The sequence below is a fragment of the Aeromonas sp. SER genome, assembly GCF_038739615.1.
Lineage (GTDB): Bacteria > Pseudomonadota > Gammaproteobacteria > Enterobacterales > Aeromonadaceae > Aeromonas > Aeromonas jandaei.
In genome coordinates this window covers 282,127-298,308 of sequence record NZ_JBCGFC010000005.1, presented here as the reverse complement: position 1 = coordinate 298,308, position 16,182 = coordinate 282,127, and the positions used below count along the sequence as shown (strand labels likewise).

Genomic DNA, 16,182 nt, shown 5'->3' with positions numbered 1-16,182 from the left:
ACATGTTTAAACCAGAATTGCTCTCCCCCGCAGGTTCCCTCAAGAACATGCGTTACGCCTACGCCTATGGCGCCGATGCCGTCTATGCCGGCCAACCCCGTTACAGCCTGCGGGTGCGTAACAACGAATTCGATCACGAGAATCTGCAGCTTGGCATCAACGAAGCCCATGCCCTCGGCAAGCAGTTCTACGTGGTGGCCAACATCCAGCCCCACAACTCCAAGCTCAAGACCTTTATCCGCGACATGCGTCCGGTGGTGGAGATGCAGCCGGATGCACTGATCATGTCCGATCCCGGTCTCATCATGATGATGCGCGAAGCTTTCCCTGATATGCCCATTCACCTGTCGGTGCAGGCCAACGCGGTCAACTGGGCCACGGTGAAGTTCTGGCATCAGATGGGCCTGACCCGGGTCATCCTCTCCCGCGAGCTGTCGCTGGACGAGATCGAAGAGATCCGCATGCAAGTGCCGGAGATGGAGCTGGAAGTGTTCGTTCACGGGGCGCTGTGCATGGCCTACTCCGGCCGTTGCTTGCTCTCCGGCTACATCAACAAGCGCGACCCCAACCAGGGCACCTGCACCAACTCCTGCCGCTGGGAGTACAAGGTACACGAGGGCAAGGAAGACGAAGTGGGCCAGATCGTCCATCGTCAGGAGCCTATCGCCGTGCAGAAAGTTGACCCGACTTTGGGCCTCGGCAAGCCGAGCGATGCACTGGTGCTACTGGAGGAGTCCAACCGTCCGGGCGAGTACATGAGCGCGTTTGAGGACGAGCACGGCACCTACATCATGAACTCCAAGGATCTGCGTGCCATCGAGCACGTTGAGCGTCTGACCAGGATGGGCGTTCACTCGCTGAAAATCGAAGGCCGCACCAAGTCCTTCTACTACTGCGCCCGCACCGCTCAGGTCTATCGCAAGGCCATCGACGATGCGGTGGCGGGTCGTCCGTTCGATCGCAGTCTGATGGGCACCCTCGAGAATCTGGCTCACCGCGGCTATACCGAGGGCTTCCTGCGCCGTCACAACCACAGCGAATACCAGAACTACGACTACGGCTACTCCGTCTCCGACACCCAGCAGTTTGTTGGCGAGATCACCGGTCGCCGTGGCGACATGGTGGAAGTGGAAGTGAAGAACAAGTTCCTGGTTGGCAACAGCCTGGAGCTGATGACCCCGCAGGGCAACGTCCGCTTCAATCTGGAGCAGATGGAGAACCGCAAGGGCGAGCTCATCGACACCGCGCCGGGCAATGGTCACGTGGTCTATGTGCCGGTTCCCAAAGATCTGGATGTGAACTTCGGTATCCTGCTGCGCAACCTCGGGGATCGCGAAGACACGCGTAACCCCCATACGGCGGCTTGAGATGGCGCTGCTCATCACCGACAAGTGCATCAACTGTGACATGTGCGATCCCGAGTGCCCGAACCAGGCAATCAGCTTAGGGGAGGAGATCTACGAGATCGATCCCGGTCGCTGCACCGAGTGCGTCGGTCACTACGAGAAGCCGACCTGTATCAGTGTCTGCCCCATCGACTGCATCATCTGGGATCCCGCCCATGTGGAGACCGAAGATCAGCTGATGGAGAAGTTTGTGCGGATGCACAGGCAATAAATGCAAAAGGCCGGGTTATCCCGGCCTTTTTGATCCCCGCTCATCGAATGGGCACTACTTTTTGTTGACCAACCGGTTCAGCTCACCCAGCTCCCGCTGAGCCTCCAGCAAGTCGGTCTGAGCCTGTTCCAGCTTGCTCTGCTTGTCGGCAACCTTGCCCGGTTTGCCGGACACTCTGGCCTCCTGCAGTTCAAGCAGGCGCTCATTGACCTCCCCCCGCAGCTTGCTTACCCGCTGTTTCTGCTCCTTGAGGAGCCCTTCGTCGGTACAGTAGGCCTTGATATTGCGCGCGGCCTGTTCCAGCCCGGCAATCTGCCCGGCATTGTTGTGTGCTTTGGCAAACACCAGCTGCTCGTTGACCGCCTGCAGGCGGGCCTTGCAACCGACAGGCTGACTGGCACAGGCCGAGCCCGCCAACAGCAGCAAGCCGGCTCCCAATACTTTCCACATCTCGATTCATCCGGTCTTGTTTGCGAGCTGACCATAAAAACCTCGATCGGCAGCAGGGTCAAGCAAGCGGGAAAAAGGTGCGACAGAAGTTGTGTCATATCACGCAATTGCCACCTTATTGGTTCTACAATGGCGCTCTTTCCAATCGGGAGTCTCTTATGAATCAACAAATTGTGGTGATTGCCAATGGTGCCCCCTATGGCAGCGAATCCCTGTTCAATGCCTTGCGTCTGGCCATTGCCCTCAACGAACAGGGCGGTGCCAGCCTCAAGCTGTTCCTGATGTCCGATGCGGTGAGCGCGGCGCTGGCCGGTCAGGCGCCGGCCGAAGGATACAACTTGCGCCAGATGCTGGAGATCCTGCTGGCACAAGGGGTCACCATTCGCCTGTGCAAAACCTGCACCGATGCTCGTGGTATCACTGCCCTGCCGCTGATCGAGGGCATCGAGATCGGCACCCTGCCGATGCTGGCCCAGTGGACCCTCGCCGCCGACAAGGTACTGACCTTCTAATACCGCTCGCCTTACTATCCAGCCCGATGAAATGGCTCTGTCGACAAGAGCCATTTCAGTCTCCATCCCGCAAGTGTCTACACTATCAATTGCAAATTATTTCCAATAAGGCTACGACAGCGACACGGAGTCCTGCCGGCCCCTTGATAGAGAGCGGCGATGAAACCCACGGAACAGACCCTGCTGGAGCAGATGCGGATCACCGAATTTGAAATTGCCCATCGCAAAGAGCTGCTTTTGCTGAACGAACAGGATGTCGCTCTGCTGGCAAGTTACAGCGGCAAGATCGAGCCCCATATCGATGAGCTGGTCGACAAGTTTTATCAGCAGCAGACCGCCATCACCGAGATTGCCCTGCTGATAGGCGATGCCGATACCCTCAACCGGCTGCGAGCCGCCCAGCGGCGCTACATTCTCGATCTGTTCAGCGGTCTCTACGATCTGGAGTACGTCAACAACCGGCTGCGGATCGGGCTGGTGCACAAGCGGATCGGCGTCGAACCCAAGCTCTATCTGGCCGCCATCAACACCCTCAAGGCGCTGCTGATCGAAAACATCTTTGACCAAATCGGCAACGAGAGCGAGCGGATCGCCATGCTGGCGGCGCTGGACAAGCTGATCCTGTTCGACATCACGCTGGTCTTCGAAACCTATATCCGCAGCCTGGTGTCAGAGATCGAGTCGTCCAGAGAGAAATCGGAGAACTATGCGAAAAGCCTCGAACAGAAGGTTCGCGAGCGCACCCATCAGCTGGAGGAGCTCAATCGCACCGATGCGCTGACGGGATTGCTCAACGTTCGCCACCTCAATGATCAGCTGCAGCTGACGCTGCGCTCCTGCCAGCGACGAGCCGAACCGGTGGCCATCGCCTACCTCGATATCGACAACTTCAAGCAGATCAACGACAACGAGGGGCACCAGCGCGGGGACGAGATCCTGCGCACCGTCGGTACCTGCATCCGCCAAGTCTTTCGCACCGAGGACAGCTGCTTTCGCTATGGCGGGGATGAGTTCTGCCTGATCCTGCCCAACTGCAACGAGGCGCAGGCGCGAGATATCTATCTCAAGCGACTGACCCAGGCGATAAAGGATCAACTGGCCGGGATCACCCTCAGTATCGGCATAGTGCAGACCGGCCCCGAACACTACGACGAGGGGCTAAACCTGATCCGGCTGGCGGACGAGCGGATGTATGCCGCCAAGCGAGCCCTCAAGACGGTTTCCCCCAAAGAGCGTCATTGAACACTCAGTTGCTGCTGGGCTTCGACACGGCTGCCGCAGGGTGCCGCACGCGGGCTCCCCGTTCATAGAGCCAGAAGATGGCCACGCAGAGCAGCGCCATCAGCAGGAATAGCAGCTGTCCACTCCACTGCTCCAGGATCCAGCCCCCCAGCAGAGCCCCGACAGCGCTACCCAAGCCTGCCAGCGCACTGGCACCAAAATAGCTCCCCTTGAGATGGCCGGGCGCCATCTGGTCGATCAGCACGTTGAGCAGGGGGAAGAGGATGGTCTCGCCGATGCTGAGCAACAGCACGGCAGCAAACCAGTGGCTACGCACCAGCGGATCCCCTGCGGCAAACAACAGCTGGGCCGCCAGAAACAGAGCCATGCCGATATGCAGCCGCACCCGCACCGGCCAGCGCGAGAGCAGCCGCAGCAGCGGGAACTGCAGCAACACCACCGTCAGAGCATTGGTCGCCACCAGCAGGGCAACCAGCTCGGCTACCTGCGGCATACCGGCGCGGGTCAGGTACTGAACCAGTGGCGAGTGAAACTGGGAGTAGACCAATACCATCAGCAGATTGGCCATCACCAGCAGCAGGAAAGCGCGATCCGCCAGCAACACCTGGATGGCATCGCGCAAACCGGGGCCGGCAGCACCATGACGGTGAGAGGAGCCCGCCCGACGAAAGCCCCAGCCAAAGGCAGCCCCCAGCAATAGATAGCTCGTTGCCAGAAAGAGGAAGGTCTCCTGCTGGGCATTAATCCCGAGCGTCACCCCGAGCAGCGGCCCCAGTGCGGCGCCAAGGTTGAGCAGGAAATAGCGCAGGTGCAGAGCCAGCTCCCGCGCCTTGGCCGACGCCAGACTGTCAGCCATCAGCGCCTTGCCGGGCGCATCGATAAGCCCGGAGGCAAGCCCGCTCCCCATCACTCCGACGCCAAGCCAGAGTACGGAGTGGGAAAAGCCGAGCAAACCAAAACAGAGCATCGCCACCAGACAACCGCCGAGCAGAATGCTGTGCCGCCCGAAGCGATCAGAAAGCCAGCCGCCGTAGAAACTCACCAGCGTCGAGAGCGCTGCCGAGCCCCCCAGCAGCAGGCCGATGAGGGTTGCCGAGAGGTCATACTCCCGATAGAGCAGGATGGAGAGAAAGGGCCACACCATGTAGTAGCTGGTGCGCACCATGAAGGTGCCCAGAATAACGATCCAGACCAGCGGGGTAAATTGCCTGAAGGTGCTCCATGGCATTGGCATGCTCCATGGCCCGTAGGGCCTGCAATGAAAGGGGAAAGCCTTCAGTTTTAACAGAGGAGTTGAATGGAGACAACCATCCTCGCCACGGCATTGCCCCATCGGCAACACGGCCTGCAACGTGGTCAAAAAACGAGGCCAGCCGGGTTGCCCCGACTGGCCTCGCTCATCACTTGTCACGCCAGTTGCGGGTCGCGACTCAGCGCCAGGGGCTCTGCTGCCACAAGCGGCCAAACCCGGCTTCCAGCGCCTGTGCGCCCTGCTGCCCCAATTTCTGGGTCAGGCTCTTGGGCCGGCTGTAGCGAATGCCTACCACCTTGTGCTGGCTGGCCTGCGCCAGCAGGTAGTCATCACTGGTACAGAGGCTATCCACCAGCCCCAATCCCTTGGCCTGACTCGCCAGCCAGTGCTCGCCGGTGGTGACCAGCTCGATATCGAGCTGCGGCCGGTGCTCGGCAACAAACTGCTTGAAGCGCTCGTGGATGGCGGCCAGCTCCTCGCGAAACTTCTCGCGGCCCAGATCGTCATTCTCGCCAAACATGGTGATGGTGCGCTTGTACTGACCTGCGGTGTGCATCTCGAACTCGATGTCGTGCTTTTTCAGCAGCTTGTTGAAGTTCGGCATCTGGGCGATCACCCCGATGGAACCCACGATGGCAAACGGCGCAGCCAGGATCTGATCCGCCACGCAGGCCATCATGTAGCCGCCGCTCGCTGCCACCTTGTCGATGGCCACGGTGAGCTTGATCCCCTTGTCACGCAGCCGCTGCAATTGGGAAGCGGCAAGACCGTAGCCATGCACCACACCGCCACCGGACTCAAGGCGCAGCAGCACCTCGTCGCTCGGCTGCGCTACACCGATCACCGCGCTCACCTCTTCGCGCAGTGATGCAACCTCTTTGGCATCCATGCTGCCATTGAAATCGATGACGAACAGCCGGCTGCGTTCGTCACCCGCCTTGGCGCGCTTTTTCTGCTCCTCTTTCTGCTGCTTCTCCAGCACTTTACGCTCGGCCTTGCTGGCCAGTGCGCTCTTGAGTGCAAACTGCCCCTGCTCCAGTTCGTTAGAAAGATCGGTCACCACCAGCTCGCCCTTGCGCGCCTTGGGTTGACGACTGCTGACCACCATCAGGACGATGGCGCCGATGGCCAGCAGAAAGGTCACGGTTTTGGCCAGAAACAGGCCATATTCGGTCAAAAATGTCACGGTGGACTCCAGAGAGGATCGGTTTTGTCACATTCTAGGGAGTTTGCCGGACGCGCGCAAAAACTCTGCATCAAGCCGTTAAAAATCCAACCTGATACTCACAACCCCTCTATTTTCTTCACATTTTTTCGGCGATGAGCTGGTCAAACCGAGGCGCGGATCAGTACACTTGCCCTCGATTGCCATGCACTTATGGCCGGAATTTGTTAACAGGAGTTGCCATGCTCGATTATCAGGCCCCCCGCGATCTGCTCAGGGAGAAGGTCATTCTGGTCACCGGTGCCGGAGACGGGATCGGCCGCGAAGCCGCCATCACCTATGCCGCCCACGGCGCCACCGTGATCCTGCTCGGCCGCACCAGCGCCAAACTTGAAGCCGTCTATGACCAGATTGAGGCTGCCGGTTACCCGCTGCCCGCCATCGTCCCGCTCGATCTGAAAACCGCAACCGCCGCCGATTATCGTGGACTGGCCACTACCTTCACCCGCCAGTTTGGTCGCCTCGACGGCATTCTGTTCAATGCCGGACTGCTCGGCACCCTCTCCCCCTTCGAGCACATTCAGGAGAAGGAGTGGGACGAGGTGATGCAGGTCAACGTCAAATCGGAATTTCTGCTGACCCAGGCGCTGCTGCCGCTGGTTCGCCAGAGCGCCAAAGAACACGGCGATGCCTCCATCGTCTACACCTCCTCCAGTGTGGGCCGCAAAGGACGGGCTTACTGGGGCACCTACGCCATCTCCAAATTTGCCATCGAGGGGATGATGGAAGTGCTGGCCGACGAGCTGGAAAACACCGGCGTGCGGGTCAATACCCTCAACCCGGGTGGCACCCGGACCAAGATGCGAGCCAGCGCCTTCCCGGCGGAAGATCCGATGAACCTCAAGACTCCGGCCGACCTGATGCCGCTCTACCTCTATCTGATGGGAAGCGAAAGCCGGGGCAAAACCGGCCAGACCTTTGTGGCACAGCCCAAATAAGCCAGGAAAGCGGCGCAGCCCAAATAAATCAACAAAATAACCGGGTTATTGCGAGACAGGGGTTAAATTGAATAGGGAGCCTCGGCTCCCTGCATCTCCCTGACTCCACCCTCTCCAATCAGGTTGAACTATGTTTCGTCCCAAAAGCACGTTTGAGCAATGGCGGATCTTTCAGGCAGTGGTCGACTGTGGCGGCTACGCCCAGGCGGCCGAGGCGCTGAACAAGAGCCAGTCCTCCCTCAACCATGCGGTTGCGAAGTTGCAGCAGAGTCTGGGGGTGCCACTGCTGGAGGTGCGCGGCCGCAAGGCGGTGCTGACCCCGGCAGGAGAGATCTTCCTCAAGCGGGCGCGCCAGTTGAGCCAGCAAGTGGAGGAGCTGGAGAATCTGGCCAATAACCTGGAGCGGCAGTGGGAGCCGCAGATCAACCTCTATGTCTCGGCGCTACAGCCGAGGGAGCGCCTCTATCGCGCGCTAGCTCACTTCTACCCCCGCAGCCGTGGCTGCCGGGTCAATCTGCACGAGCGTATTCACTGCCATTTCAACGCGTTGCAGCCGGGGGATCTGATGCTCTCGGAACATCTGCCGGGTGATCGCACCGGGCTGGTGCTGGACGAGGTGTGCCTGCGCCCGCTCTGCGCCGCCAGCCACCCGCTGGCCCAGCTGGAGGGGCCCATCAGCCTCGATGACCTCACCAGCCACAACCAGATCAGCCTTCATCCCCCCATTCACCGCTCGGTGGACTGGAACGACGCGGATGATACCGGCTGGAAGGCGACGCACTACCACGAGGTGATCAGCATGATCCTGCAGGGGCTTGGCTACGCTTGGTTACCACGTCATCTGGTAGAAGCGGAACTGGCCTCCGGAGCGCTGGTGCAGCTCGATCTGGAGAGCGGCAACGAACGCCACCTCTACACCTATCTGCTTACCCTCTCCCCCGAATCACTTGGCCCCGCCACCGAGCTGCTGCTGCGCTGCCTGCGCAACGAGTATCAGGGCGAGCAGAGCCTCTCCGCACAGGGTAAATAAGCCGCTACCCTTTTCTCCTAGACATTGGGCACTCGCCAGCAGGCGGCCAGCGCCACCATGGCCAGCACCAGTGCCACCATGAAGACACCGTGAAAGCTCCACACCTCCGCCACTATGCCGGCAATGGCCCCCGCCATGATGGAGCCGGTGCGGATGCTGTTCGAGAAGAGCGTGGTGGCAACCCCTGCCCGACCCGGCATCAGATCCTGAAAATAGGACATGCCGATCCCCGCAACGATACCGATGAAGATGGCGTTGAAGAGCTGCAGCGCGATGAGCGCATAGTGGCTGGTGAAGCTCACCAGCCCGCCATAGAAGATGACGCCGGCCAGCACCGCCAGCAGCATCATGGGCCGCTTGCCAAACCGCGCCGTGTAGTAGCCCGCCAGCAGCATGAAGGGGATCTCGAGGGCCGCAGCCGTCCCCATCAGCACCCCCGCCAGCTTCTCGTCCATTCCCAGCTCGCGGGTGATGTAGAGCGGCATATTGATGAGGTACATGCTATTGCAGGTCCACATCAGGGTGGACGCGATAAACAGCGCCCGCACCGAAGGATCCCGCCAGCTGCTGACCCGCTCGCTCTCCTCGGCCATCTTGGGCAGCGGCAGAGAGGGGAGCCAGCGCCAGACCACCAGGGTACAGAGCAGATAGGCAACTGCGGAGGCGAGATACATCACCTCGAAACCGTAGCCGATGGCCAGCGCAAAGGCGATGGGTGGGCCGATGACCCAGGCCAGCGAGAACTGGGCACGCATCACCGAGCTGAACATGTCAGCCCGCTTGTTGCGGCTATCGGAGTACTCCCGCGCCAGCGCAAACAGCTGGGGGCTGGCCGTGGCCGCCAGACTGGCCAGCAATACCCCCAGACTCACCAGCAGCCAGTAGTTGCGGTTCCAGGCAAACAGCAGGGAGAGGGCGATGCCGGCAAAACAGCAGCGCAGGATGAGGCGCTTGCGATCCCCCCGATTGTCGGAACGATGGCCCAGCCACTGGCTGATCAGGATGCCGACCACGGCATTGATGGTGTAAAAGAAGCCCACCAGAAAGGGGCGCACCTGAACCTCTTGAGCAAGAAAGAGGCTCAAGGTTGGCACCTGAAGCGCTACCGCCACACCGGTCATGAAGGTGACAGCAAGAAAGGAGAGGGATACGGGATCGGGGCGTCTTGTTACCGCCGTCAGCAAGGCCATAGGATTACCATTCGTCGCGAAGCAAAAAATACGGAAGGTCAGAGCAGCAACCGCATGAAAAAACCGCACTTATCTTATGTCATTATCAAGAGCCGGCTCAAGGCTGCTCACCCCGGGGTTGTCGCTTGCGGGGCGGGCCGCGACCCCGTAGAGTGAAAGCCCATCTGGCCAGCACAAGGAGTTCGCATGTTTAATTTTGATCGGGAAGTTGACCGCAGTGGCACCATGAGTCTGAAGTGGGACAAGTACAAGGGTCAGGATGTGTTGCCCATGTGGGTCGCCGACACCGACTTTGTCTCTCCGCCATCCGTGATCGAGGCGCTCACCCAACGGGTTGCTCACGGCATTTTCGGCTACTCTCGCCCCTCCCCCCGCCTGATCGAACTCATCATCGAACGGCTGGCCACCCGCTATGGTTGGGCCATCCAGCCGGAGTGGCTGGTCTTTCTGCCCGGCGTGGTACCGGGGCTCAACCTTGCCTGCAAGGCATGGAGCCAGCATGGCCGCGGCATCATCACCCCCAAGCCGGTCTACTACCCCTTCCTGCAGGCGCCGGGCTTCAACGACCGTCCCCTGCTCACCGTCCCCATGGTGGAAGAGGCTGGTCGCTGGGTGCTGGATCTGGCAGAACTGGAGCGCCAGGCCCCCTCGGCCGACCTGCTGCTGCTCTGCAACCCCCACAACCCGGGCGGTACCGTCTTCACCCGCGAGGAGCTGCTGGCCATCGACGCCATCGCCGAACGCCACAATCTGGTGATCTGCTCAGACGAGATCCACTGCGACCTGCTGCTGGACAAGTCGGCCCGCCACATCCCCTACGGCGCCATCAGCCCGGAGGCTGCCGAGCGCTGCGCCGTGATGATGGCTCCGAGCAAAACCTTCAACATCGCCGGCCTCTGCTGCTCCTTTGCCGTGGTGCCCAATGCCCGTCTGCGCTTCCGTTTGCAACAGGCGATGCGCGGCATCAGCGCCGACGTCAACCTGCTCGGCTTTGTGGCGGCTGAAGCGGCCTATGAGGGCGGCGAACAGTGGCTCTGCGAGCAACTCGACTATCTGGCGGCCAATCTGGCCCTGATCCAGCAGGCCATCGCCCGCTGGCCCGGTGTCGAGCTGGCCAGCCATCAGGCGACTTATCTGGCCTGGATCGATGTAAGCGCGCTCGGGCTGGACGATCCCGTCGCCTTCTTTGAACAGGCAGGGGTCGGTCTCTCGCCGGGAGCCCAGTTTGGCAATGGCCAGTTTGTGCGCCTCAACTTCGGCTGCACCAAAGCGCGTCTGGTCGAGGCTCTGGCGCGGATGGAACGGGCTATCCTGAGCCACGGCAAACAGTAACAACTGACAGGACGGGCAGTGCCCGTCCCCTTTTCCTGCACCACCAGCCAGCGGTTAACTATGTACCCACGGATTTTGCGTCACCTCCTGCTCTCACTCGGCATCCTGCTCCCCTTCGGCAGTCAGGCGCTGACCATCGGCACGGGCCCCCTCAATGGCGTCTACTACCCCACGGGAGGCGCCATCTGCCGGGTGCTCAATGTCGATCACGCCCTGCATGGCGACAGTTGTACGGTGCAGAGCACCCGCGGCTCTCTGGCCAATCTCAAGGCGCTGAACAAGGGCGAGGTGCAGCTGGCACTGGTGCAATCAGACGTGCTCCACCACGCACTCCATGGCACAGGTCCCTTCAGCGGACAGGGAGCCAATCACAAGCTGCGCAGCCTGTTTCGCCTCTATCAGGAGTCGCTGACCCTGCTGGCCAGTGCCAACAGCAATATCACCACTCTGGCCGATATCGAGGGCAAGCGGGTCTACCCGGGCAATGCCGGGGCCGGCGACATGGTGACCAGTCAGGCCCTGATGGGCGCCATGGGGTGGCATCCCAAGCAGTTTGCCGCCTACAAGCTCAAATCACCGCAAACCCCGCTGGAGGGACTCTGTGACGGCACACTGGACGCCGCCTTCGTGGTGGTGGGCCACCCGAGCCAGGCGATCGGCGATCTGATTAGCCGCTGCCAGGTTCGCCTCATCCCTATCGAAGGGGAGCAGATCGACAAACTGCTCAAGCAGCATCCCTACTACCAGCGCAGCCAGATCGCCGCCAACCTCTATCCGGGACAGCTCACTGCCATCAACAATATCGGGATGAGCGCCGAGCTGGTGGCGCTGGCCAGCCTGCCGGATCCCATCGTTCGCACCGTGCGCGACACTCTGCTGGCGCGGGTCAGGCAGTTCAGCCGCCTCCACCCGGCCCTGAGTACCGTGACACAGGAACAGCTGCAGGCGCAGACCGAGCTGCCGCTGCACCAGGGTATGTCGGATGAAGTGCCCGAACCGCTGCCGCTCGCCCCCGAGCAGCTGACAGAAGGGGCTGCGCCCTCTGCTGCCAGCAGTGCGGCCATCTCGACCGGGGTCGCCTCTGACGTGGCTTCCGGTGCTGTCTCCAGCGCCCAGCCCACAGCCAGCAGCGCGGCGGTCGCGACGCAGCCAGCCTCCGAGCCACAACCGACCCAGCTCGAACCTGCTACTTCCGCAGCGGCACCTGCGGTAGCCCCCTCTGACGCGGTACCGACAAGCGGGGAAGTGGCGGCAACAGCCATTCAAGCCAGTGCAGCAACTCAATCTGCTGCCAGTGCAGCAGCAGAGACCATGCCAGCAACCGAGCCTGGAGCGGCCAGCAGCAGTACCGTTGCCACCAGCGGCGCTGCCGCGACGCAATAAAGCGACGCCGGGCGGGTATATCAAACAAAAAGAGCAGCCTTGGCTGCTCTTTTTGCTTATCTCGGTTTCTTCCCTATCTCAGCTCGGGTTGTTTATCTGCCCCTGCCAGATAAGGGTTGGGTTTGTGGATCTCCTCCTCCACCCAGACAAGCAGTTGCTTGATAGCGCGCGACAGCACCTGATTCTGGCGCACCACATAACCCAGGCTGGTGCCCGGGAAATCGGTCAGGCTGGCAACCGGCGCGGTCAGGTTGAGGCGAGGATGCAAGGAGAAGTCCGGCACGATGGCGACGCCAAACCCGGCTTCGGCCCAGTCCAGCTGGGCATCCACGCTCCCCACCTCCATGATGCGGCAAGGGGGCAGCGCCAGCAGCGGTAACGAGGGATCGATCAGGGCCCGGGTGCGGGTGTCATGACCAAGCAGGATCAGGGTCGGCTCGTCGAGGGGATCGCTCTCCCCCGCTCTGGCCCGCGCCTGCCAACGGGCGAGACCGTGGCCCAGCGCGCACCAGGTCACCTGCTGCAGTTCGGTGTAGAAGAGCGGTTCACTGCGCTTTTGCGCCATCACAAAGCCCAGATCCGCCTTACCGCTTTTGACCAGCTCCGCCGCCTGATCCGAGGTGGTGTTGAAGAGGGTGAGGTCGATGCCGGGAAACTCCCGTTTGAAGCGCTGAAACGGCTGAATGAGCAACAGGCGCGAGATGATGTCGCTGGCCGCGATGGCCAGCGTCCCCTGACTCAGCTGGTTGAGGGCATTGAGATCGGATTGGCAAAGCTGGAGTTCGGCGATGGCCCGTTCGGCGCTTTGCAGCAACCGTTCTCCCGCCTGAGTCAGACGAAAAGGGCTGCGCTCGATAAGCCTCACCCGGGTCGCCTGCTCTAGCCGCTTGATATGCAGACTCACGTTGGGCTGGGTCATGTGCAGTTCGGTGGCGGTCTGGCCAAAGTGCTGCAACCGGGCCAGGGTGACGAAGGTTTGCAGCCAGTGGATGTCCAGCATAAGACTCCCTCAACTCACTGTTCATTGGGCTTTGCGCGGCGATCTTGCGGCCACATGCCGATAAATTGGCCATCATTATATGGTTTTATTATCGGAACTATAAAGATAATTAATTTTTCTAATCCGCAGCAGGCTCCTAGGATGAACGCCTAACGTCTTAGGAGAAAGAGTCATGTCGTCTATCGTAGTCGTAGGTGCCAACTGGGGTGATGAAGGCAAAGGCCGCATCGTGGATTATCTGGCAGGCCAAGCTGGCGCCAGCATTCGCTTCCAGGGCGGCAACAACGCCGGCCATACCGTCGTCAACGACCTTGGCACCTTCAAGCTGCACCAGGTTCCGAGCGGTGTCTTCAACCCGAACTGCCTGGTCGTGCTGGGCCCGGGCATGGTGATCAGCCCCGAGAAGCTCACCGTCGAACTCGACGAAGTGAAAGCCTCCGGTGTCGTTCCCAAGCTGGCCATCTCTGACCGCGCTACCCTCTGCCTGCCGCTGCACGCCATGGAAGATACCCTGGAAGAGCAGCGTCTGGGTGACGGAGCCTACGGTTCCACCCGTCAGGGCATCGCACCGGCCTACGGCGATCGCGTCATGAAGAAAGCGATCCTGGTTGGCTGGCTGAAACAGCCGGAAGTACTGGTCGAGCGCATTCAATTCTTCCTCGACTGGAAACTGCCGCAACTTAAAGCGCTCTATCCGACCTTCGAATTCAACCAGACCGCCCAGGAGATGGCTGACTGGCTGCTGGAAGTGTCCGCTCCCTGGATCGACTCTGTCTGCAACGTCAGCATGCCGCTCAAAGAGCTGCAGGCCGAAGGCAAGACCCTGCTGTTCGAAGCCCAGCTGGGCGCCGGCCGTGACCTGATCTACGGCGAGTACCCCTGGGTAACCTCCTCCCACGTATCTGGTGCCTACGCCGGCATCGGTGGCGGTCTGCCGGGCCTGCGTCCCGAGCGCGTCATCGCTGTTGCCAAGGCATTCAGCACCTCCGTCGGTACCGGCACCCTGCTGACTGCCATGGAGAACCAGGACGAGTTCCGCAAGATCGCCAACGAATTCGGCGCCACCACCGGTCGTCCCCGTGACGTCGGCTACTTCGATGCCGTTGCCACCAAGAACGGTGTCGAGCTGCAGGCTGCGACCGAAGTCGCCCTGACCAAGCTGGACTGCCTGACCGGTCTGCCGGATCTGAAGATCTGCGTGGCCTACGAAGGTGCTCACACCGAGAACCCGATTTGGCCGCAAACCGCTGCCCTGAAGCCGGTTTACGAGCAGATGGAAAGCTGGAGCGAAGACATCACCGGCTGCCGCACCTTCGAAGAGCTGCCCAAAGCAGCCCAGCAGTACGTACTGCGTATCGAAGAGCTGCTGGGCGTACCGGTTCCGATGGTCTCCGTCGGCCCGGGCCGTGACGAGATGATCCTGCGTTAATCCGCGCGATCAACTGTCAGCACAGTGAACAACCGGCATCCATGATGCCGGTTTTTTATGGCTGCGATTTACCCTCTCGCCATAAAAAAAACTAAAATGCTCAATTAACTCACTAATCGACAGCACATTGAGTCTTTCTGCAACAACATCCTGCGCCACCCTCGCTAAAGTGAACCCGTTACCACACGAGGAGTCACCCGATGAAATTGCTCAAACACAGTGCCCTGTTGCCACTACTCTGCCTGACGGCCATGCCAGCCTTTGCCATGACCCTGAAGAGCAGCGATATCCACGAAGGCCAGCTGATGGACAAAGCCTTCAGCTTCAACGGCTTTGGCTGCAGCGGCGACAACCGTTCACCCCAGCTGAGCTGGCAGGATCTGCCGGCCGGCACCAAAGGCGTTGCCATCACCGCCTACGACCCCGATGCCCCCACCGGCAGCGGCTGGTGGCACTGGCTGGTGGTGAACCTGCCGGCCACCCAGAGCGAGCTCGCCAACAATGTCTCCGGCAAGCTCAAGCAGGGGCTGGAGCTGAAAACCGACTTCGGCAGCCAGGGCTACGGCGGCCCCTGCCCGCCCGCTGGCCACGGCATGCATCGCTATCAGTTCACCGCCTGGGCCCTGCCCCAGAATCTGGAGGTAAAAGCAGACACCCCGCCAGCCATGGTAGGCTACATGCTCAACAGCATGGCCCTTGGTAAGGCTACTCTGACCGCCACTTTCGTCACCCCCTAGGAGCAACCGGATGAGCACGCCCCTGCTGCAACAGCACCACTATCTCGGGATCCGCCAGCAGCCGCTGCACCGGGTGCTCATCTATGCGCCGACCATCATCTGGGTCAAACAGGGCAGGAAGCTGCTCTGGTGGCAGGAGCGACGTCTCTCGTTTGGCAAGGAGAGCTGGCTGCTGATCCCGGCGGGTCACCAGCTCACCTTCGTCAACCAGCCGGAGCAGGAGAAGTTTCGCTCCCATGTCCTTACCCTGCTGACGCCGCCCCCCGCCGGGTGGCTGCCCGATAGGCCCTCCGACACTCAGGCGATGGCAAATCCCGCGATAAAGGTAACGGCAAACCTCGCCTACTGCTTCGAGATGGTCTGTACCATGACTGAGCGGGGGCTGAGCGAGGCAACCCAGACCGAGCTGCTGCGGGCCTTCTATGCGGAGTTGAGGGCTGCTGGCGCTCTTCATCTGCTCTTTCCCGCCAGCACCATGACCCTCGGCGAGCGGCTGGCCCGTTACCTCGGCGTTGAGCCCGGTGCCGATCACACGCTGGAAACTGTTGCCCCTCACTTCTCGATGAGCCGCGCCTCGCTGGTTCGCAAACTGACAGCCGAAGGGCGCACCTTCCGTCACCTGCTGGCTCAGGTACGGATGAGCCATGCACTCACCTTGTTGCAGCAATCACTCTCCCTGCAAGAGGTAGCCATCGCCTGCGGTTATGACTCCCTCAGCCGCTTTGCAGCCCGCTTCAAACAGGAGTTCGGCCTGACCCCTTACCAATACCTGCAAACCTGCCCTGCCGTACGACTCGGTAACACAAAGTAAAATATTACTAAATAAGTCCATTATGTAACCTGAT

General features: G+C 60.9%; 16 protein-coding genes. 11 read left to right on the top strand and 5 right to left on the bottom strand.

Features of this window, described 5'->3' with window-relative positions:
• The first annotated feature begins 2 nt into the window (after window positions 1-2).
• Both yegQ and AAHA41_RS10450 read left to right on the top strand, forming a co-directional pair.
• Window positions 3-1,367, top strand: coding sequence for a tRNA 5-hydroxyuridine modification protein YegQ (gene yegQ / locus AAHA41_RS10455; protein WP_323070371.1), 1,365 nt, complete (start codon window positions 3-5; stop codon window positions 1,365-1,367).
• Between the two features lies 1 nt (window position 1,368).
• Window positions 1,369-1,617, top strand: a complete 249-nt coding sequence (locus tag AAHA41_RS10450) for a YfhL family 4Fe-4S dicluster ferredoxin (RefSeq protein ID WP_041210724.1) — start codon at window positions 1,369-1,371, stop codon at window positions 1,615-1,617.
• Between the two features lie 54 nt (window positions 1,618-1,671).
• On the opposite strand, the gene AAHA41_RS10445 is transcribed toward AAHA41_RS10450, so the two are convergent.
• A complete protein-coding gene (locus AAHA41_RS10445; protein WP_041210723.1) occupies window positions 1,672-2,067 on the bottom strand; it encodes a DUF1090 domain-containing protein in 396 nt (131 codons plus the stop codon).
• A 158-nt stretch (window positions 2,068-2,225) separates the two neighbouring features.
• Here AAHA41_RS10445 and AAHA41_RS10440 point away from each other — a divergent pair, with 158 nt between their 5' ends.
• Entirely contained in the window at window positions 2,226-2,579 is a 354-nt protein-coding gene (locus AAHA41_RS10440; protein ID WP_041210722.1) for a DsrE/DsrF/TusD sulfur relay family protein, read from the top strand.
• Between the two features lie 159 nt (window positions 2,580-2,738).
• Window positions 2,739-3,821: a protoglobin domain-containing protein gene (locus tag AAHA41_RS10435; RefSeq protein WP_071913179.1), complete on the top strand. Its 1,083-nt coding sequence runs from the start codon at window positions 2,739-2,741 to the stop codon at window positions 3,819-3,821.
• A 4-nt stretch (window positions 3,822-3,825) separates the two neighbouring features.
• Here AAHA41_RS10435 and AAHA41_RS10430 read toward each other — a convergent pair whose 3' ends face one another.
• Window positions 3,826-5,049, bottom strand: a complete 1,224-nt coding sequence (locus AAHA41_RS10430; RefSeq protein WP_323070370.1) for an MFS transporter — start codon at window positions 5,047-5,049, stop codon at window positions 3,826-3,828.
• A gap of 202 nt (window positions 5,050-5,251) precedes the next feature.
• Window positions 5,252-6,259, bottom strand: a complete 1,008-nt coding sequence (gene sohB / locus AAHA41_RS10425; protein ID WP_323070369.1) for a protease SohB — start codon at window positions 6,257-6,259, stop codon at window positions 5,252-5,254.
• 221 nt (window positions 6,260-6,480) lie between these two features.
• Here sohB and AAHA41_RS10420 point away from each other — a divergent pair, with 221 nt between their 5' ends.
• A complete protein-coding gene (locus tag AAHA41_RS10420) occupies window positions 6,481-7,236 on the top strand; it encodes a YciK family oxidoreductase (RefSeq protein ID WP_323070368.1) in 756 nt (251 codons plus the stop codon).
• A 130-nt stretch (window positions 7,237-7,366) separates the two neighbouring features.
• Window positions 7,367-8,266 (top strand): LysR family transcriptional regulator, encoded by a 900-nt coding sequence (locus AAHA41_RS10415; RefSeq protein WP_104014138.1) that lies wholly within the window; start codon window positions 7,367-7,369, stop codon window positions 8,264-8,266.
• Between the two features lie 17 nt (window positions 8,267-8,283).
• Here the strand turns inward: AAHA41_RS10415 and AAHA41_RS10410 are convergent, their stop codons facing one another.
• A complete protein-coding gene (locus AAHA41_RS10410; RefSeq protein ID WP_042030068.1) occupies window positions 8,284-9,456 on the bottom strand; it encodes an MFS transporter in 1,173 nt (390 codons plus the stop codon).
• 186 nt (window positions 9,457-9,642) lie between these two features.
• On the opposite strand from AAHA41_RS10410, the gene AAHA41_RS10405 reads away from it, so the two are divergent.
• Window positions 9,643-10,788 (top strand): PatB family C-S lyase, encoded by a 1,146-nt coding sequence (locus AAHA41_RS10405; protein WP_323070367.1) that lies wholly within the window; start codon window positions 9,643-9,645, stop codon window positions 10,786-10,788.
• Window positions 10,789-10,848: 60 nt separating this feature from the next.
• Complete coding sequence (locus AAHA41_RS10400; RefSeq protein WP_323070366.1) at window positions 10,849-12,171, top strand: TAXI family TRAP transporter solute-binding subunit; 1,323 nt, start codon at window positions 10,849-10,851, stop codon at window positions 12,169-12,171.
• 73 nt (window positions 12,172-12,244) lie between these two features.
• Here the strand turns inward: AAHA41_RS10400 and AAHA41_RS10395 are convergent, their stop codons facing one another.
• Entirely contained in the window at window positions 12,245-13,171 is a 927-nt protein-coding gene (locus AAHA41_RS10395) for a LysR family transcriptional regulator (protein ID WP_043852174.1), read from the bottom strand.
• A gap of 172 nt (window positions 13,172-13,343) precedes the next feature.
• Here AAHA41_RS10395 and AAHA41_RS10390 point away from each other — a divergent pair, with 172 nt between their 5' ends.
• The 3 genes from AAHA41_RS10390 (at window position 13,344) to AAHA41_RS10380 (ending at window position 16,148) form a co-directional block, all read left to right on the top strand.
• The gene (locus tag AAHA41_RS10390; protein WP_033115332.1) at window positions 13,344-14,600 is read left to right on the top strand and encodes an adenylosuccinate synthetase; all 1,257 of its coding nucleotides are present in this window, start codon (window positions 13,344-13,346) and stop codon (window positions 14,598-14,600) included.
• Window positions 14,601-14,800: 200 nt separating this feature from the next.
• Entirely contained in the window at window positions 14,801-15,337 is a 537-nt protein-coding gene (locus tag AAHA41_RS10385) for a YbhB/YbcL family Raf kinase inhibitor-like protein (RefSeq protein ID WP_323070365.1), read from the top strand.
• A 10-nt stretch (window positions 15,338-15,347) separates the two neighbouring features.
• Window positions 15,348-16,148, top strand: coding sequence for an AraC family transcriptional regulator (locus tag AAHA41_RS10380; RefSeq protein WP_323070364.1), 801 nt, complete (start codon window positions 15,348-15,350; stop codon window positions 16,146-16,148).
• Window positions 16,149-16,182 lie beyond the last annotated feature (34 nt).